This window comes from Actinacidiphila polyblastidii (genome assembly GCF_036353415.1).
In the GTDB taxonomy this organism is placed as follows: domain Bacteria; phylum Actinomycetota; class Actinomycetes; order Streptomycetales; family Streptomycetaceae; genus Actinacidiphila; species Actinacidiphila polyblastidii.
In genome coordinates this window covers 212,568-230,543 of record NZ_JAZEWV010000010.1, presented here as the reverse complement: position 1 = coordinate 230,543, position 17,976 = coordinate 212,568, and the positions used below count along the sequence as shown (strand labels likewise).

General features: G+C 72.4%; 14 protein-coding genes. 6 read left to right on the top strand and 8 right to left on the bottom strand.

Annotated features, from left to right (window positions below):
* Nucleotides 1-118: 118 nt before the first annotated feature.
* The gene (locus V2S66_RS15490; RefSeq protein WP_330795716.1) at nt 119-3,193 is read left to right on the top strand and encodes a ThuA domain-containing protein; all 3,075 of its coding nucleotides are present in this window, start codon (nt 119-121) and stop codon (nt 3,191-3,193) included.
* Nucleotides 3,194-3,239: 46 nt separating this feature from the next.
* Here V2S66_RS15490 and V2S66_RS15485 read toward each other — a convergent pair whose 3' ends face one another.
* The 3 genes from V2S66_RS15485 to V2S66_RS15475 form a co-directional block, all read right to left on the bottom strand.
* Nucleotides 3,240-4,559, bottom strand: a complete 1,320-nt coding sequence (locus V2S66_RS15485; RefSeq protein WP_330795715.1) for a nucleotide disphospho-sugar-binding domain-containing protein — start codon at nt 4,557-4,559, stop codon at nt 3,240-3,242.
* Nucleotides 4,560-4,653: 94 nt separating this feature from the next.
* Nucleotides 4,654-5,679 carry an alcohol dehydrogenase catalytic domain-containing protein gene (locus V2S66_RS15480; RefSeq protein WP_330795713.1) on the bottom strand — a complete coding sequence of 342 codons (1,026 nt, stop codon included), beginning with the start codon at nt 5,677-5,679 and terminating at the stop codon, nt 4,654-4,656.
* Between the two features lie 82 nt (nt 5,680-5,761).
* On the bottom strand, nt 5,762-6,481 hold the full coding sequence (locus V2S66_RS15475) for a DUF2306 domain-containing protein (RefSeq protein WP_330795711.1): 720 nt from the start codon (nt 6,479-6,481) through the stop codon (nt 5,762-5,764).
* Nucleotides 6,482-6,745: 264 nt separating this feature from the next.
* Between V2S66_RS15475 and V2S66_RS15470 the strand changes: the two genes are divergently transcribed.
* Together V2S66_RS15470 and V2S66_RS15465 are read left to right on the top strand one after the other, a co-directional pair.
* Nucleotides 6,746-7,225, top strand: coding sequence for an SgcJ/EcaC family oxidoreductase (locus V2S66_RS15470; RefSeq protein WP_330795708.1), 480 nt, complete (start codon nt 6,746-6,748; stop codon nt 7,223-7,225).
* 34 nt (nt 7,226-7,259) lie between these two features.
* Complete coding sequence (locus V2S66_RS15465) at nt 7,260-7,724, top strand: peroxiredoxin (RefSeq protein WP_330795706.1); 465 nt, start codon at nt 7,260-7,262, stop codon at nt 7,722-7,724.
* 65 nt (nt 7,725-7,789) lie between these two features.
* Here the strand turns inward: V2S66_RS15465 and V2S66_RS15460 are convergent, their stop codons facing one another.
* From V2S66_RS15460 to V2S66_RS15440, 5 genes are all read right to left on the bottom strand, one after another.
* Nucleotides 7,790-8,971, bottom strand: a complete 1,182-nt coding sequence (locus V2S66_RS15460; RefSeq protein ID WP_330795704.1) for an acyl-CoA dehydrogenase family protein — start codon at nt 8,969-8,971, stop codon at nt 7,790-7,792.
* 264 nt (nt 8,972-9,235) lie between these two features.
* Entirely contained in the window at nt 9,236-9,703 is a 468-nt protein-coding gene (locus V2S66_RS15455; RefSeq protein WP_330795701.1) for an SgcJ/EcaC family oxidoreductase, read from the bottom strand.
* Between the two features lie 266 nt (nt 9,704-9,969).
* The gene (locus tag V2S66_RS15450; RefSeq protein ID WP_330795699.1) at nt 9,970-10,686 is read right to left on the bottom strand and encodes a metallophosphoesterase; all 717 of its coding nucleotides are present in this window, start codon (nt 10,684-10,686) and stop codon (nt 9,970-9,972) included.
* Between the two features lie 105 nt (nt 10,687-10,791).
* The gene (locus tag V2S66_RS15445) at nt 10,792-11,664 is read right to left on the bottom strand and encodes a geranyl diphosphate 2-C-methyltransferase (RefSeq protein ID WP_330795696.1); all 873 of its coding nucleotides are present in this window, start codon (nt 11,662-11,664) and stop codon (nt 10,792-10,794) included.
* A 108-nt stretch (nt 11,665-11,772) separates the two neighbouring features.
* Nucleotides 11,773-12,822 (bottom strand): family 2 encapsulin nanocompartment cargo protein terpene cyclase, encoded by a 1,050-nt coding sequence (locus tag V2S66_RS15440; protein ID WP_330795693.1) that lies wholly within the window; start codon nt 12,820-12,822, stop codon nt 11,773-11,775.
* 678 nt (nt 12,823-13,500) lie between these two features.
* Here V2S66_RS15440 and V2S66_RS15435 point away from each other — a divergent pair.
* Genes V2S66_RS15435 through V2S66_RS15425 form a run of 3 tightly spaced genes read left to right on the top strand, consistent with a single transcriptional unit; the run spans nt 13,501 to nt 17,910 of the window.
* Nucleotides 13,501-14,007 (top strand): DUF2690 domain-containing protein, encoded by a 507-nt coding sequence (locus V2S66_RS15435; RefSeq protein ID WP_330795691.1) that lies wholly within the window; start codon nt 13,501-13,503, stop codon nt 14,005-14,007.
* A gap of 10 nt (nt 14,008-14,017) precedes the next feature.
* Nucleotides 14,018-17,101, top strand: coding sequence for a hypothetical protein (locus V2S66_RS15430; RefSeq protein WP_330795689.1), 3,084 nt, complete (start codon nt 14,018-14,020; stop codon nt 17,099-17,101).
* Entirely contained in the window at nt 17,101-17,910 is an 810-nt protein-coding gene (locus tag V2S66_RS15425; RefSeq protein ID WP_330795687.1) for a hypothetical protein, read from the top strand. The genes V2S66_RS15430 and V2S66_RS15425 overlap by 1 nt, the downstream gene beginning before the upstream one ends.
* Nucleotides 17,911-17,976: the final 66 nt, after the last annotated feature.

Below are 17,976 nucleotides of genomic sequence, written 5' to 3'. Positions count from 1 at the left end.
AAGCTCATGCCCGCCGGTCAGCGGCTTTTCGCGGAATTGCGCACACCGAGAGGTGCGCGGAGTGATCACCGGCCACTAGAACCGGAAGAGACGGGGACCGGCGAGCTAGGAGGAGCGAGTGCCAAGAGCTGACCGAATTCTCATCTTCCACATGACCGCGCCCAATCTGCGGCACGCGTCGATCGAGTACGGCATAGAGGCCGTCGAGCAGATGGCGCAGGAGCACGGTTTCGGTGTCGACGAGACGCAGGATCCGGCCGTTTTCACCGACGCGAATCTCGTCCGCTATGACGCCGTGGTGTGGCTGAACACGATCGGCGTGGTGCTGGACGGCGCGCAGCGGGCCGCGTTCCGCCGCTATGTCACCGGCGGCGGCGGGTGGGTCGGCGTGCACGGCCCGGCCGGCCAGGAGATCAACTGGCGCTGGTACTACGACGAGCTGGTCGGCACGTACATCAAGACCCTGCCGCGCGGGCCGGGGTTCCCCGAGACGCAGGACGCCATCGTGCGGGTGGAGGACGGCGCGCACGCCTCCACCGAACACCTCGCGCAGGAGTGGAAGTTCACCGAGGAGTGGTGGAACTTCTACCAGGCGCCGCGGCAGCGGGTGCACGTGCTGGCCACCCTGGACGAGAGCACGTACAACCCGGGTCCCGCGCCGATGGGCGCGGACCACCCGATCGCCTGGTGCCACCGGGTCGGCGCGGGCCGCGCCTGGTACACCAACCTCGGTCACAGCGTGGAGAGTTACGCGGACCCGGCGTTCCGGGCCCATCTGCTGGGCGGCATCCGGTACGCGATGGGGCGCGGCCCGGACGTGTGGGCGGGGCCGGGCACCGAGCCGGACAGCGTCTTCGCGCGGGTGCCGCTGGCCGCCGGCGCGGCGTTCCTCGGCGAGCCGACCGCGATGGCCGTGCTGCCCGACCGCCGGGTGCTGCACGCCTCCCGGGACGGCTCGGTCCGGCTGACCACCCCGCAGGGCGCGACGTCGACGGCCGGGCGCATCCCGGTGTACACGCACGGCGGCGACGGCCTGCTGGGGATCGCCGTGCACCCGGACCCGGCCGCCGGCGCCTGGGTGTACGCGTACTACGCGCCGCCGCTGCGGACGCCGCCGGGCGACGCGCCGCAGGAGGGGTCCGCGGCGGACTTCGCCGCGTACGAGGGCCACCACCAGCTGTCCCGGTTCCCGCTGACCGCCGCCGGCACCCTCGACCTGGCCGGCGAGCAGCCGATCCTGCGGGTGCCCGCCGACCGCGGGGCGTGGACGCACCACGGCGGCCACATCGACTTCGACGCCGACGGCAACCTGCTGCTGGCGACCGGCGACGACAGCTCGCCCTTCGGCAGCGACGGCTTCGCGCCGCTCGACGAACGCCCGCACCGCTCACCGGTGTTCGACGCGCAGCGCACCTCGGCGAACACCGCCGACCTGCGCGGCAAGCTGCTGCGTGTGACGGTGCTGCCGGACGGCGGGTACACGGTGCCGGACGGCAACCTCTTCCCGCCGGACACCCCGGGCGCCCGCCCCGAGGTGTACGCGATGGGTCTGCGCGACCCGGTGCGGCTGTCCGTCGACGCCCCGACCGGCCGGATCTTCGTCGGCGACCACGGCCCGGCCGGCAGCGCCGCCCGGCCCGAGCGCGGCCCGGCCGGGCAGGCCAGGTTCCTCCAGCTCACCGGCCCCGCCAACTACGGCTGGCCGTACGCCTTCGGCGACCGGGAGCCCTACGCCGCGGTGGACTTCGCGACCGGCCGGAGCGGGGAGCCCTTCGACCTCGCGGCGCCGGTCAACGACAGCCCGCGCAACACCGGGCTGCGCGAGCTGCCCCCGGTGGCCGGCGCCTGGCTGGCCTACCGCGGCGACGCGGTGCCGGAGTTCGAGGCGCACGCGGACGGCGCCTCGCCGATGGCCGGCCCGGTCTACCGGTTCGATCCCGGCGCGGCGTTCCGCGGCGCCTTCCCGTCGCGGTACGACGGGCGGTTCTTCGCCTACGAGCGCGAGCGCGGCTGGATCAAGGAGATCGCCGTGGGCGAGGACGGCGCGCCGGGCGAGATCCGCCCGCTGGCCGCCTCCCTGGCGCCGGCCGCGCCGGTGGACGTCAGGTTCGGCCCGGACGGCGCGCTGTACGTCCTGGACGGGGGCGGCGCGGCCGGTCCCGCGCTCTACCGCCTCGAACACGCCGGCCAGGACCAGGACCCGACGGCGACGGTCACCGCGAGCGCCACCAGCGGCCCGGTGCCGCTGGAGGTGGAGTTCTCGCCCGCGGGCAGCCACAGCGCGGACGGCGGGCCGCTCGCGTACTCCTGGATCTTCGAGGGGTCGTCGGTGGTCGAGGCGCGGGGGCCGGAGCCGGTCAGGCACCGGTACGCCGCCGCGGGGACGCACACCGCGGTGCTGGCGGTCACCGACGCCAGGGGCCGTACCGCCACCACCGAACTGACCGTGGTGGCGGGCGGGGTGCGCCCGGCGCTGTCCTTCACGCAGCCCGCGCAGGGGCAGGTGGTGGAGTTCGGCGACACCGTGTCCTTCGCGGTCGCCGCGCTGGACGCCGACACCGGCGCGCCGCTCGACTCCGGCGCGGTGACCGTGGAGCTGTCGCTCGGCCGCATGGTCGACGGCGAACCGGTGCCCGGCGACCGGGTGCTGGCCACCGCCCGCGGCACCGAGGGCCGGCTGACGCTGCCCGCGCAGGCGTCGCGGACCGGCCGGATCGCGGTGCTCACCGCCCGCTGGGCGGGCCCGGGACCGCAGCCCGGCGCGGCCGCCGCGGTGCACCGGGTGCTGCAGCCCGCGGTCCGCTCCGCGGCCTCCTGCGACGAGTCCTTCGGCGTCCGGGCGGTGCCGCATCCGGCGGCCGCCGGCGGCGCGCTGATCGGCGGCGTCGACGGCTGGGACTGGATCAAGTTCGACCCGGTCGACCTGACCGGGGTCACCGCGATCGCGTTCCGGGTCTCCTCCGACGGGCCCGGCGGCACGATCGAGGTGCAGTCGCACGTCACCGGCGGCCCGGTGCTGGCCTCGGTGGAGGTCCCCGACACCGGGGGCCTGGACCACGTGGTGGAGCTGCCGCCGGCGGCGATCGAGCCGGTCCCCGGCGCCGAGCCGCTGTACCTGGTCTTCCGCGCCCCGCAGTCCGGCCTGTTCACCGTGGACACGCTGCGCTTCGTGCGCGGCCGGGCGGCCTCCTGAGGCGCCGCCGCCGTGCGCTACCCCTCGCGCTGTCCCGCCGCCGCGTTCAGCGGCCCCGGTGCAGAGTGGTGAGGGTCTCCAGCATCGGCACGAGCTGCTGCGGGCTGGGCGCCGACAGCCAGTCCTGGTGGACCTGCTCGGCGCCTTCACGGTAGGCCGGGTCCTCCAGCAGCTGCACGATCTGCTTGCGCAGGCCCTGCACCGAGGTGTCGCCCCGGTCCACGGCGATGCCCGATCCGGTGAGCGTCACGAAGGCGCCGGAGATGGGCGACGCGATGCCCCACTGCTCGACCGGGACCAACTGCGGCACCGCGTACGGCACACCGGTGATCCAGGTGCCGAGGCCGCCGTGGTGGATCAGCGCCGAGCAGGACGGCAGCAGCTGGTCGAGCGGCAGGTAGTCGACGGTGCGCACGTTGTCCGGAATGGCGTGCTGCCGGGAGAGCTGGTCGGCGTTGAGGGTGGCGACCAGTTCGACGTCGAGGTCGGAGACGGCTTCGAAGATGTCCGAGATGAGCGTGCCGATGCCGACCGCCAGGGCGCTCTCGCCGCGGCCGAACTGCCGCATCGAGGCGCCCAGGCACAGCGCCACGCGCGGCCGCCGCGGCGGTTCCAGCAGCCACGAGGGCACCGTGTCGGCGCCGTTGAAGGGCACCCAGCGCATGGGCACGCGCGAGCGGTTCGAGGGCAGCCGCATCGCCGCGGGCGCCGGGTCGACCGTCCACTGGCCGAACATCAGGTCGTCGTCGACCTCGAAGCCCAGGTGTTCGGCGATCGGCCGGACGTACGCCGCGATCGGGTCCTCGCCGAGCGGGGAGCCCGGCTCCGCCTTGCGCGCGTTCCACAGGTCGCTGGACCAGGCGAAGGGGTCCTGCCCCCAGAGCACCCGCGCCTGCGCCGCGCCGACGGCCTTGGCCGCCACCGCGGCGGACGGCCAGCACGGCTCCCACAGCACCAGGTCGGGCTTCCAGTAGCGGGCGTAGGCCACCAGGTCGTCGACGGCGGAGACCTCGACGGCGGTGGCCGCGTCCGTCGGGTGGAAGTTCCAGACGCACGGCAGCAGGAACTGCCGGAAGAACTCCCAGGTGAAGCGGGTGTGCGGGTCGTCGCCCGCCAGGACGTCGACGAGGTCGGCCATCTCCTCGGCGGGGCGGCGCAGTTCGGGGCTGCCCGGTCCCATCGGCACCGGCATCCGCTCGGCGTCGCCGAGCGCGACCGGGGACAGGCCGGTCCGCTTGATCTCCTCGGAGATCGCGGGGGTCGACACCACGGTGACGTCGTGGCCGGCGGATTTCAGCGCCCAGGCGAGCGTGACGAGCGGATGGAGATGTGCGGTGGCCGGCCAGCAGGCCAACATGACGCGCATGGCTGAGGTCCCATCTGAGAGGGCGGTCTTGCGCAGACCGGTGCGGGGTGGACAGGGGTGCGGGCGCTCGCGTCGCCGTCGCGGCGCCCGCGGCTCAGTAGGTCACGACCGCCCGGAACCGCACCTCTCCGGCGCCGACCCGCTCGGCCGCCTTTGCGACGGCGTCGGCGGTGAAGACCTCCGTCACCGCCGCGCAGCGGCCGGCGGCGGCCAGGTCGAGGGCCTCGGTGAGGTGGGCCACAGGGCCGTGGGTGGAGCCGATGACGCGGTGCCGCTGGGTGAAGAAGGGGCGGGCGGGCGCCAGGTCGAAGGCGGCGCCCCTGGCGAACCCGGAGACGACGAGGCGGCCGTCGGTGCGCAGTCCGCGCAGGCTGTCCGACGCGGCCTCGTACGAGGGTGTGGTGGCCAGCACCACGTCGGCGCCGCCCGCGTCTCGCAGCTCCGCGCCGTCGGCGACGACGAGGTCGGCGCCCAGCCGGGTCGCGGCGTCCCGCTTGTCGGAGGAGCCGGTGACGGCCACCGTCTCGAAGCCGCAGGTACGGGCGAACTGCAGCGCCAGGTGCCCGATGGCGCCGATGCCGAGCACCGCGACCCGCTCCAGCGGCCGGGGCTCCGCGGCGCGCAGCGCGCTCCAGGCGGTGTAACCGGCGCACATCATCGGCGCCGCCTGCTCGTAGGGCAGCCCGTCGGGGAGCAGCACCGTTCCGGCGGCCAGCGCGACGACGTACTCGGCGAGGCCGCCCTGCGCCGCGAAGCCCGTGGTCACCGGCGCCGCGCAGTTCAGCGCCAGCTGTCCGGAGACCGGCAGGTTGCGGCGGCAGTAGGCGCAGCGCCCGCAGCCGCCCTGCACCCAGGGCACGCCGACGCGGTCGCCCACCGTGCGGGCGGTGACACCGGCGCCGGCCTCGACGACCTCGCCGACCGGTTCGTGGCCGGGCACCGCGGGCGAGGCGGTGGCGAAGGGCAGCGCACCCCGGGAGGCCAGGACGTCGTTGACGCAGATGCCGCTGGCGTGGACCTTCACCAGGACCTGTCCGGGACCGGGCCGGGGCATCGGGATCTCCCGCACCTCCCAGGGTGCGCCCGGCTGCGGCATCACGGTGGCCAGCATCGTCTCCATGTCCTCCCCTTTCGCGTGCCCGTCGGCACGCGCTCGCTCGGCTCCGGCCCGGCCCGGCCCGCGGTGGCGGCCGGGGCCGCGGTCACGCCGCGACGGCGGCCGGCCCCGCGGTCCTGACCCGGTCCATCAGGGCGACCGCCTGGTCGAGGGTCGCCCTGTCCAGGGTCGGCTTGCCGCGGTCGAGCCACAACTGTGCGGCGAGCAGGTTGAGCATGATGCCGATCCAGCTCGCGGTCTCCAGGATCTTCGGGTACCACGACGGCTTGAAGTTCGGCAGGTGCGGCATCGTCAGCAGCATCACCCGGCCTTCGATGATCTGCATGCACAGCGCGAAGCTGTAGACCATGTACCTGCGCTCGTCCTCGACGTTGCCCAGCCGGGCGGCCTGGTGGGCGGCGCCCGTGGCGGCCACCCAGAGCACCGAGCCGAGGCCGTTGCCGACCGGGCCCGAGGCGAGCGGGGTGATGGCCAGCGCGGTGAGGCCGGACGGGATGACGCTGTAGAAGTAGGCGCGTTCCAGCAGCCGGTGCAGCTCCGGGTGGTTCTCGCGCAGCGCCGGCCACATCAGGAAGGGCACCGTCGCCATGGCCACCGTGCCGGTGGCCACGTGCGCCACCAGCGTCGGATAGTGCCATTTCAGATCCTTGCGCAGGTTGGGCAGCCGTGCTTTCTGCGGATCTCCTGTCAGGTACGGCGGCACGAAATACGCGATGAAGGAATCCGCGACGGCCATCGCGGGAAGCACCCACGGCCGGCGCACTCCGGAGGCGATGGCGGGCAGCCATTTGCGTACGCTCTTCACAGGGGATCAACTCCGCACAGGTAGTGCCGTAACGGCGGAAGTGCGCCGTTTCGGGGCAGTGTGGATTCCGTCGGGTGGTCTCCGTCGTGGCGACGGACGCGAATTCAGTGTGTCCCAGGGGGCGTGTGGTGCGCGTCTTCCAGAGTGCGGTAGCAGCGACGCGCTGCGGACCATCCACCGCATAGCACTCTCAAAGGTGCATAGCGTCGATCTTCCTCGGCATGCTCTCAAACGGCAGCGATAACCCGACCGATGTGGAGTGAGATGAGCACCGAACAATCGCATTGGGGCGATGCCTCGTCGATTCTGGCCGAGGCCGCGATACCGGAGGCCCCCTCGTACTACCGGAGTTTCACCCGGGCCGAGGAAAAGGCGGTGCTGACCGTCCCGATGCGCATTCAGCACGCCTGGGAACTCAACGATCCCGACCTGTTCGCCGAGACCTTCGCGGACAACGGCAGCCTGCTCATGCAGGACACCCAGCTGACCAGCCGCGAGGACATCAGGTCCTTCATGCGGGACGGCTTCCAGGGCCCGTTCAAGGGCGCCCGGGTGCGCGGCGGGCCGCTGTCGATGACCTTCCTCACCGACGACGTCGCCGTCGTCGTCAGCGAGGGCGGGATCATCCTGTCGGGTGAGGACGACGTGTCCCCGCAGCGCAGGGTCCGCGTCACCTGGATCGTGGTCAGGGAGCAGGGCGGCCTTCGCCTCCTGTCCCATCAGAGCAGCCCGCTGGCCGGCTGACCGGCCGCGCGCAGCGCACGCAGAGAGGGGCACCATGACCATCGCCATCGGGGCGCCCGCCCCGGAGTTCCGCCTTCCCGACAGCACCCGCCAGGAGGTCTCCGCCGCCGAGCTGTGGCGCGACCGGAACCTGCTGGTGGTGTTCTACCCCTTCGCGTTCAGCCCGGTCTGCGAGGGCGAGCTGTGCCGCGTGCGGGACGAGCTCGACCAGTACCGGCAGGCCGGCACGCAGGTCGTCGGCATCTCCGTCGACAGCCCGTTCGCCCTGCACGCCTGGTCCGCCCAGCAGGGGTTCGACTTCCCGCTGCTCGCCGACTTCTGGCCGCACGGCGAAGTCGCCCGCGCCTACGGGGTCTTCGACGAGCAGCGCGGGATGGCGCTGCGCGGCACGTTCCTCGTCGAGCGCGGCGGCACCGTCCGGTTCAGCGAGGTGCACGGTCCGGGCGACCCCCGCGACCAGGACGGCTGGAAGAAGGCCGTGGCCTCGCTGGAGGGCTGACGGGCGAAGGCGCCGGGCCGGGGCTGTCAGGAGCCCCGGCCCGGCGTCCTTGCACGCGAACCGCCCTACACGTAGAGGGTGTTCGGCTCCAGGCCGCTGAGCACGCGGCCGTACAGCTCCATCGCGGTGGGCGGATAGATGAGCGCGTGCAGGTTGGTGGCCTGCACGTTGCGGTTGATCCGCTGGATGGCCGCGGACTCGTAGAGCGAGGAGCCGCCGCTGGCGCTGCTGAGGATGTCCACGGCGTCCTTGGCCAGGCCGGAGACCGCGCCCACGTCCGCGCGGCTGCGGGCCCGTTCCACCACGCTCCACGGCAGGTTCCCGGCGGTCTTGGTGTCCAGCATGTCGGCGATCCGGTGGCTGTGGAACTCCGCCTGGTCCGTCTTGATCGCCGCCTCGGCCACCTGGAGGTGGGTGACGGGGGCGTCGCCCGCCGTCTCGTACTCGGTGTAGGTGATCTTGCGCTCGGGCAGCCGCCCGAGGAAGGCGTCCATGGCGCCCTTGGCCATGCCCAGCAGCGTGCCCACGGTGGCGGCGGCCGTCACCGGCATCAGCGGGGTGTGCCACATCGGATTGCTCGCGTTCGCCTCGGACTTGTACTTCTGCTGCAGGATCTCGATCAGCGGGAGGGTGCGCTCCTCGGGGACGAAGACGTCCTGCGCGAGCGTCGTGACGCTGCCGGAGCCGCGCAGGCCCGCGGTGAACCAGTCGTCGACGATCTGCAGGTCGCTCATCGGCACCAGCGCCATGATCGGCTGCATGCCGCCGTCCGGGGTGGGCGCCATCGCCAGGATCTCCTGCCACTGGGCGTGCAGGGCGCCGCTGACGAACCCCCACCGGCCGTTGAGCACCACGCCCCCGGCGGTCGGCGTCGCGCTGCCGCTCGGGCTCAGCGTGCCGCAGATCCGCACGTCCGGGTCGGCGAAGACCTCGTCCTGCACGTGGTCGGGGAAGGTGCCCGCCATCCAGGCCGGGATCGTGTAGATGGAAGCCGTCCAGCCGACGGCGCCGTCGGCGCGACCGAGTTCCGTCGCGACGTCGACCAGGGTCCGCGCGGAGGCCTCGAAGCCGCCGTAGCGCGCGGGGTTGCGCAGCCGGAAGAGCCCGGCGTCGGCGAGGGCGTCCACCACGTCGTCGTGGAGCCGCCTGTTCTCGTCGGACCACTGGGCGTGCTTCTCCAGCAGGGGCGCCAGGTCACTGGCCTTGCGGACGAGTTCGTCGTGCGTCGGCGCATGCGCGATGGTCACTCCGCCTCCTTGGCAGATGGAGTCTGGATGGAACGAGCGGGTGGTGCCCCGCCGGCCGCCGTACGGGCCGGCCGGCCGCCGTCCGCAGGCGGGCTGCGGCAGGCGGGCGGGCCGACGTACGCCGGCGGGCGGGATGGTGACGGGCGAAAGGCCGATCGCCGCGGCAGGCCCGTTGGCGGCCGTACCGCGGCGATCGGCCGGAGGGCTCACGCCGGCGGAGAGACCGGGGTCACCCTTCCGTGCGGGTGCGGCGGTGCGCTGCGGTCACCAGCGGAGGGTGGCCCCGGTGCCCCGCGGGCTGTTCTGGTAGCTCGCCAGCCGCCATTCGTCGTCCTGCTTGACGCAGACCCAGGTCGACCGGACCGCCAGTTCGTCGGCGATCTCCGTCTCACCCGCCGCGAGGATGCCGCCGTGCGTGCGCAGCACCGCCACGTCGTCGCCGACGAACCGCACGTCGACGGGCGCGCCGGTCACGCCGGTGCCCTTGAAGGGACCCGCGTACGCCGCTGCCATGAAGGACCGGATCTCGTCCTGTCCGCGCTTGAGCACGTCACCGGGGAGGATGAGTATCCCGTCCTCGGTGAACACATTCGCGACGCCGTCCGCGTCGTTGTGCGCCCAGGCTGCCACGAGCCGCAGCGGGACGCTCAACGCCTCCTTCTCCCGTTCGCTGGTGAACGCCCCGTAGTAGGCGTCCAGGTCTCCCGCCGCCGCGATCGTCTGCGACGTCATCACACACCACTCCTGTTCGCTTTCCGATGCTTGTTGGCAAGATGGTCCATTTCTGGGCAAATCACCCCAGGGCAAGCCGGCTCGACCCAGGTGAGGAACTCCTGTCGTGAGGGATCGGGCCGGGCACCGCGTGTGCCTCAAGAGAAAGCGGCCTGCCGGTCGTTGCCGGAACACCCAAGACCACTATGCCAAAGGACGCGACGCCCTTCGTCTCTGAATGTGCGCTCTGGCCTGGCCCTCTTGTCCGGCGCCGCGGGCGGCCCCGGTCAGGCCGCCAGGACCTCCGAGGAGACCGTCCCGTCCTCGGCCAGCTCCAGCAGCCGGGCCCCGGTGACGTCCCCGCCGCCGACCACGACCTCCGCGCCGGTGTGCCGGAACGCGACGAGCGTGGAGGGGCAGCCCAGCACCGGCAGGCCGGTGTGCGCCCGCATCTCGAACGGGTCGTGCAGGTGCCCGGAGATGATCGCCCTGACCTGCGGCCGCTGCGCGAGCGCCGCCAGCAGGCCCTCGGCGCCCTCCAGTTGGAACCAGCGGTGCGCCGAAGGGCCGACCGGGGGGTGGTGCAGGGCGAGGAGGGTCGGGCGGCCGTCCCCGGAGTCGAGCCGCTCGGCCACCGCCGCCACGTCGACGGTGCCGTGGATCTGCTCGGGCCGCGAGGTGTCGACGCCGACCACGTCCCAGCCGCCGACGGTCGCGCTGTCGGCCGCGAACACGGCCCGCACGACGCCGGCGCGGTCGTGGTTGCCCGGCACCGCGACCACCGGCGCGGACAGCGGCGCGAGCGCGTCGGCCAGCCGCCGGCAGGCGGCGTGGCTACCGTCGTCGGCGAGGTCGCCGGTGAGCACCACCAGGTCGACCGGGCGCTCGGTGCGCCGCCAGGCGTCCAGCACGCGCCGCAGGCGGTCGTCGGGGGCGCGGCCCTCCACGTCCGCGCCGTCCCCACGGAAGTGGATGTCGCTGAGCTGGAGCACACGAGCGGGCATCGACGCCTCCACGGCAGGGGCCAACCGGTCGTACCGACACGTTACCCGCGACAGCGCCTCGGGGCCGGGCGGTCGCCGCCGCCCGGCCCCGGTTGCGCCGCGCCGTCAGACGCGGTCGGCGACGATCATCAGGTACTGGAAGCTGCCGTTCTTGTACGCCGTCAGGAAGGTGTCCTCGATGCCGGTGACCAGGTGCTCGGCGTTCCGGCGCAACTCCCAGTAGGGGAGGGCGGCCTGGGTGAGGTCCTCGACGTGGACGGGGACGAGCCGGTTGCGTGCCATCGCGCGGAAGTACGCCGAGCGGGGGTGGATGTCGCAGATGTAGTGGGCGTTGATCAGGGACACCTCGCGGGACGCCTGCCCGTACGTGTCGTTGTAGCAGCCGGTGATGACCACGTAGCGGCCGGCGCGGCGCAGCAGCCGCGCGTGCTCGGCGAAGAGCAGGTCCAACTCGACGTACATGGTCGACTCGTTGTTCCAGGAGGCCGCGTAACCGCCGCTGGTGAAGCCGGTGTCCAGCATGTTGCGGTGGTGGTAGCGCACCTTGTCGCCGACGCCGCGGGCGCGCGCCTGCTCGTTGGCGAACTCCGCCTGGGTGGCGGAGATCGTCACACCGTCGGCGTGGCAGCCGTACCGCAGGTTGGCCACGACGCTGCCGCCGCCGCGGCCGCAGCCGGCGTCGAAGACCCGGTCGGCGGAGGTGAGCGGCCCGAGGTGGGAGGCGAGGAGTTCGGCCTGCGCCTGTTCGAGCCGGTGCAGTTCCGCGGTGATCCGCTCCTGGCGCCGGGCGGGGTCGGTCTCGTCGAGCACGGACCACTCGGCGTCGCCGACGCCGTAGTGGTGGTGGTACAGGTCGTCGATCTTTCCGAGTTCGAGGTTGACCGGGTTCTTCTCGGCGTTCCAGTAGTCCGCGACGCGGTTCTGGTACGTGGACTGGGTGGGGATCGTCGCTGTGGCGCCGGACTGGGAGATGGCCAACGGTGGGCTCCTCGTCGTACTGGTGCTGGTGGCTGGTGCTGGGCCGGGCTTGCGTCCGCCTGTGCGTCGCCGGGTCCGGTGGCCCGCGGGCGGGTGCGGCGGGCGGGCTCACCAGTAGCGCGGCAGGTGGTAGCGGTGGCTGTTGGTGGCGTGCCACTCGTGGTTGCCGGCCACCCAGTCGGACAGGCCCTGGGCGTACCGCGCCACCAGCGGCGAGGTCGCCGACAGCGCGGCGGCCTCCTCCTCGAAGGACGCCATGACGCGGTTGTGGATCTCGACGCTCTCCAGGTAGGCGGCCTTCAAGCCGCGCCCCTCGTTGGCGGCCACCACCGTCGGCAGGTTGAGGTGGTCGGGGTCGCTCGCCAGCTCCTTGGTGAAGGAGTAGAGGTCGTTGACGATGGTCGTCGCGTTGCAGGCCAGCGCGGTGATCCGCTGGATCTCCGGCCGGGAGTAGAGCGCTTCGGGCAGTTCGTAGCCGTCCACCGCGTCGACGATCGACAGGCACGGGCGGAAGTTGTTGAACTGCCGCATCACCAGGTACTCCCACACCTGCGGCGTGTACCGGGTCTCCGCCCAGGCCGCCTCGGCGAGGTAGCCCAGGTGCAGCCGGGCGATGTCGTGCACGAAGCGGGTGGTCTGGCTGGGCGTGGCGAAGCCGGCGTAGTCCCGCATGGCGCCCTGGTAGGAGCGCAGCGGGCCGTCGGCCCGCATGCCCTCGCGCCAGCGCGCCTCCAGCTCCGGGGTCCCGTGGAAGGGGTCGATCGCGGACTGGGCCAGCAGCAGCGGGCCGCCGAGCCCGCGGTGCGATCCGCCGCGGCCCTCGTCCTCCTCGCAGTAGCAGCTGTCGACGAGGTTCTCGGCGAGCAGCAGCTTGCCGGCCAGGGTCAGCCGGTCCAGGTCGAGCGCGCCCGGGTGCTGGAGCACCACGGCCCTGCCGAACTGGAACCCGGCGAAGTCCCCCTTCCAGGCGGGCGGGAAGAGGTCGAGCTCCCTGGCCCACGCCTCCAGCCTGAGGTCCACCTCCTGGGCCTTCCGCGGGTCGGCGGGGGCCACCGGCCGGTACCTGAGCCCGGGGATCGCCCCGCCGCGGCGGGCGGGGGTGACGGTGGGCGGCCCTGGCAGCCGGCGGATGGCGGCGGCGTTCGGGGGAGCGCTCATGGGGTACTCCGCTCGGTCACTCGGCCACGCGGCCGATCTGGAGGTTCTCCGGGACGCCGCGGCTGGTACGGGGTGGGCCGGACGGCCGTTGACCCGTCAAGCCAACCAGCGGACGCGGCGGCCCGGTATGGCGCGAAAGGGGTCGCTTCACGCAGAGGTGGTGCAAACATGCCGGTTGAGGCAGGGAGAGGGCGTGCGCGCGGGCGCGCGCCCCCTGGGGTGACAAGTGCGGATACAGCCGTCCCGGCTCGACGTATGGTCCTTTTCTCCGCCCTAGCAGCCGGAAGCAGAACACCTGGTGGAATTCCCGCAATGGGATGACCGCCGCTTTTCGTGGCGCGCAACACCGCAGGCCGCGAGGGTTCGTGGTCCACTGCCCGTTCGGTAGCTGTACGTGGCATGTGCACCGTGGAATGGTCCCCTCTTGCCGTATTCATGGCGTGATACGGCTCACGGTCACGAAGATTGGTTCACGCTACAAAGGTCAAGAGAACGAAAAGAATTGACCTCTTCTGCTTCTTTTCCGCGGTGCGTTCCGGGAAGCTGCTCGGGTTTGCACAAGGAGGGGCGGGGGGTGGCTCGACCATGTCGCCGTGCGCTCACCCGTTCCGCGACATCCGCGTGGGAGACCACGCGTGAGCAGGGGGGCACAGCGTGACAAGACGCATCAGAAGACTCATGACGGCCGGCCTCGGGATGCTGCTGGCCGCGGCCGCCGTACAGGTGACCGCGGCGCCCCAGGCGTCCGCCGCCGACCCCGGCTGCTGGCGCGACACGTGCATCGGGAAGAGCGCCGCCGCCATGAACTGCGACGACGACGCCGAGGTGCTCGACCAGTTCGACATCGACACCTCGATCGAGGTCAAGCTCATCTGGTCGCAGATGTGCCAGGCCACCTGGGCGAAGGTCGCCATCGACCCCGGGTACACCGACGACCCGGTCTACGGCCAGCTGTGGACCACCCCGACGCTGGGCGGCATCGAGAAGGTGTACACCACCCCGCAGTTGGGGGCGGGCAACCCCAGCGAGGTCACCCTGATGGGGAACTGGAAGGGCACCAGCAAGGCGTGCTGGACCTCCAAGGACCCGTCCACCGAAGGGGACTGGGACCCGGTGCCGCTGATCCTCGAACCCGGCACCGGAATCATGGGCGCGTACACCGGCGCCTGCACGGACTGGATCTAGGGGGAGCCCGGTGAACAGAAGATTCCGCATACCCGTACCCCGCGTCGTGAGCCCGCTCACCGCGATGGTGACGCTCATGGCCGGGCTGACCGTCTTCCCGCTGGTGGCGTCGAACACGGCCGCCCAGGCGGACGCGGCGCCCGCCAGGCAGCGGCTGTTCCCCGACGCGGGAAAGGCGCTCGGCGGGGACTACACCTCCTCCAGTGACTTCACCGTGCAGGGCACCGGCGACTCCGCCGGGTTCCACATCCTGCTCGGCACCGAGCGGGAGGGCTTCGCCTTCCACGAGATCGCCCGCCTGGGCAGCACCGACCTGATGGACGCGGGCCCGTGGACCGGCGAGGTGTGCACCACCGGCTCCGGGCGGTACGCCGCCGCCGTCTACGCGCCCTCGCTGTGGACCAACACGCCCGGCGCGATGGCCAGGGGCGCCTTCGCCGCGGTCATCCGGCTGTCGGACGGCAAGGTCACGCCGGTGACCAGCGGCGTCCAGCTGGCGTACTTCTCGCCCGGCTGCGGCGACGGCGACCTGGTCGACTTCACCCGCAGCACCGTCACCGACACCTCCGCGGGCGACACCACGGTCTTCAGGACCGACGCCGCGACGGGGAGGATCACCTCGACCAGCACGGTCAGCGGCCAGGCCACCCACGTGGTGCCCACCGCGCAGGGCACCGTGGCCGTACTCGACGACAACCTGGTGACGCTCACGCCCGACGCGGCGCACCGGCAGACGCTGAAGGCCACCGTGCGCGCCGCGCTGCCCGGACCGGTGTTCGCGCTCACGCCCGCCACCGGCGGCGACCTCGACCTCGGGACGGTCGAGAAGGGCCAGAGCGTCATCCACCGCTTCCACGCGGGCACCCTCACCCGGCTCGGCGCGGGCAAGGTCGGCGACGTCAAGCTCTTCCCCGGCCAGGACGGCGACATCGTCGTCGGCGACGTGCGGGGCGTCGACACCGCGCACGCCCCCGGGCTGAGCAAGCACGTCCTCGCCAAGCAGCCGGAGAGCGTCTCCCGGCAGGGCCATCTGGTGATCACCTCGCTGGCCTCGGACCAGATGAAGGGCATCACCACCCAGCTGGGCTCGCCGTCGCTCCAGGGCGTCGGCGTGATCCGGATGACCGGCGTGGCCTCGCGCAGCGGCGCCGTCGCCTCCTCCGCCGTCGGCGCCGACCCGCGGGTGCCGCTGTCGAGCGCCACCGGTCCCGCGCCGTCCGCCGGCGCGGCGCCGGCCTCGCCGTCCGCGACGGCCGCCGCCACGAAGGTGAAGGCCGCCACCGCCCAGCCGGCCGCCGCCACCGCCACCGCGCCCGACGACACGGAGCCGCGCAACTGCGGTGAGGGCGCCCTGGAGTCCCAGTGCATCGCGGCCGGCGTGCCGGTCTACGGCGACGTGCCCGGCTTCGACTACCCGTGCGTCGTCAAGCGCCTCGACCCCAAGCGGCAGGCCGTCCAGGCCAGCGCGAACCTGGTGGAGTGGGCCGTCGACCAGGGCGTGCACGGCGACCTGACCGTGCAGCGCCCGAAGGACTACAACGACACCGGCCTGGCCGCGTACACCCCGCAGGGGCTGTTCGCGCCGCCGGTGCTGTCCGGCGGCGGCCAGATCCCGGCGCAGCTCGTCCTCGGGCTGCTCGCCCAGGAGTCGAACTTCAAGCAGGCGTCCTGGCACGCCCTGTACGGCACCTCGGGCGACCCGACGCAGGCCGACTGGTTCGGCAACGGCGACAGCATCCACTACTACCCCGACAGCGGCAAGGCGGACTGCGGCTACGGCATCGCCCAGGTCACCACCGGCATGTCCGTGCTGAAGTCCCCGCAGTACGACACCCTGCACGCCGGGGCGATCGCCACCGACTACGCCGCGAACATCGCGGCCGGCCTGGACATCCTGGCCGAGAAGTGGAACCAGCTGCAGGACCTCCAGATGCACGTCAACAACAACAGCCCGAAGTACCTGGAGAACTGGTACATGGCGCTGTGGGGCTACAACTCCGGCGTCTACACCGACCCGAACAACAAGGAGGGCCTGGGCTACCTCAACAACCCGGCCAACCCGACGTACGCGCCGGACCGCAAGGCGTTCCTGCTCTACAACTACGACGACGCCTCGAAGCCGGCCGGCTGGCCCTACCAGGAGAAGGTGCTCGGCTGGTCCGAGGTGCCGCAGCTGACCTGGAACGGCAACCCGTCCTACGCCAAGCCCTCGTTCGGCGGGCTCGGCATCATGGAGAACCTCCCCACGAACTACTTCCTGTTCTGCGACCAGAACGTCAACGCCTGCACGCCGAACGCGGCCGACCCGTGCCCGACCTGGGACGACCAGTGCCGCTGGGACGCGAGCGTGTCCTGGATCGACGACCAGCAGGACGGCAACTCCACCCGGGAGAAGCTGGCCTACTCGCTCGGCTCCTCGGAACCGCCGCTCCAGCACGCGAACCCGACCGGGCCGTGCCTGGACGGACCGGTCGCGGACGACCCGTACACCCTCATCGTCGACGACCTCGACGCCCATGAGGACACCTACGGCTGCGGGGACTTCGAGGGGGCCGACGACGGGAAGTTCTCCCTCCAGCTCGGCGACAACTTCACCTACTACCGCGACGACCAGACGATGCGCGGCACGCCGTACATCGCGCAGATCGACCTGCACCAGATCGGCTCCGGGTACGACGGGCACTCCTTCTTCACCCACAGCTACCCGACGAACGACTGGTTCCACAAGGTCACCGCGAGCTGGGAGCCGAACCCGATCAAGGTGCCGCCGTTCGACCAGCCCGGCGGGCAGCGCTACGACGTGTGGATCCACCTGCCGGCCACCGCGGCCCAGGCCATCGTCCGGTACAACTTCATCCCGGGCCGCAACAACGACGGCTTCGTCACCCACAACTGCCGCATCAACCAGGCGACCCACAGCAACGGCCAGGACACCTGGCTGGAGATGGGCTCCTTCCCGTTCTGGAAGGGCGGCCGGATCACGGCGGACAACCTGCACGACGCCGGCACCGGGGACGCCGACGTCGCCTTCGACGCCGTCGCCTTCGAACCCGCCGTGGTGGGCGTCCAGGGCACCTGCAAATTTGGATACTGATGAACTCTGACACGCCTCTGGTGCGTGCCGGTGTGCTGGTGGCCGCGCTCGTCGCGGCCACCGGCCTCGCCGGTTGCGCGTCACACGACACGAAGCACCCGGACCCCGGGGCACCGCCCTCCGGGTCGGCCGCGCCCTCCGGGCCGGCGACGTCCGGCGGGTCGGGGCCCGGGACGGCGGCCGGGCGCTCGCCGGGCGATCCCGGCTCCGGGCCGCCCACGCAGCCGCTGTCGGCATGGCCCGACAAGCCCTTCACCGACCGCACGCCCTTCCGCTGGAACGGCAGACCGGCGGCGATCTCCGCCGGGTACGCGGCCGCGGACTTCCGCGCGGCCATGCAGCGCACCTGGCGGCTCTCCCACGGGGCCACCGAGAAGAAGCAGACCTTCGACGGCAGGTCCTACCTGGCCTTCACCGACCGGCTCACGAACGGCGGGGAGCTGCTCGCCGACGTCGTCGGCATCGAGGACGCGAAGGGCGACCTCCAGCAGCTGACCTGCGACGTCTACCAGGGCGCCGCCCGGCCCGCGGCGTTCCTCCAGGACTGCGCGTCGCTCGCCTACCCGAACGCGGACCCGGCCGGGGCGGCCGCGTGGGAGGAGGCCGACCGGCCGCGGCTCGACGCGATGGTCAAGGGGAGCACCGCGTGGGCGGAGAGCCCGCTGTTCACCGCGGGCGGCACGTCGATGTTCCTGCGCCACAGCCGTCCGGTGCTGACCTCCGGCGGCGGCCGGATGATCTACGAGCTCGTCGTCTTCGGCTCCGGCTCCGGCTCACCCGGTGGAGGGAAAGCCGCGGCTTCTCGTTGACACCGCTCATCCCGGGCATGCCCTGGAGCCGAAGAAGAGGGAGACCACTCGGCCGCGCCGGGCCCG

Bases quoted from the DNA above. Each gene is read 5' to 3' on its own strand.
- V2S66_RS15485 (WP_330795715.1), bottom strand. From the start codon at position 4,559: ATGCGCGTCATGTTGGCCTGCTGGCCGGCCACCGCACATCTCCATCCG.
- V2S66_RS15480 (WP_330795713.1), bottom strand. From the start codon at position 5,679: ATGGAGACGATGCTGGCCACCGTGATGCCGCAGCCGGGCGCACCCTGG.
- V2S66_RS15470 (WP_330795708.1), top strand. From the start codon at position 6,746: ATGAGCACCGAACAATCGCATTGGGGCGATGCCTCGTCGATTCTGGCC.
- V2S66_RS15465 (WP_330795706.1), top strand. From the start codon at position 7,260: ATGACCATCGCCATCGGGGCGCCCGCCCCGGAGTTCCGCCTTCCCGAC.
- V2S66_RS15455 (WP_330795701.1), bottom strand. From the start codon at position 9,703: ATGACGTCGCAGACGATCGCGGCGGCGGGAGACCTGGACGCCTACTAC.
- V2S66_RS15450 (WP_330795699.1), bottom strand. From the start codon at position 10,686: ATGCCCGCTCGTGTGCTCCAGCTCAGCGACATCCACTTCCGTGGGGAC.
- V2S66_RS15440 (WP_330795693.1), bottom strand. From the start codon at position 12,822: ATGAGCGCTCCCCCGAACGCCGCCGCCATCCGCCGGCTGCCAGGGCCG.
- V2S66_RS15435 (WP_330795691.1), top strand. From the start codon at position 13,501: ATGACGGCCGGCCTCGGGATGCTGCTGGCCGCGGCCGCCGTACAGGTG.
- V2S66_RS15425 (WP_330795687.1), top strand. From the start codon at position 17,101: ATGAACTCTGACACGCCTCTGGTGCGTGCCGGTGTGCTGGTGGCCGCG.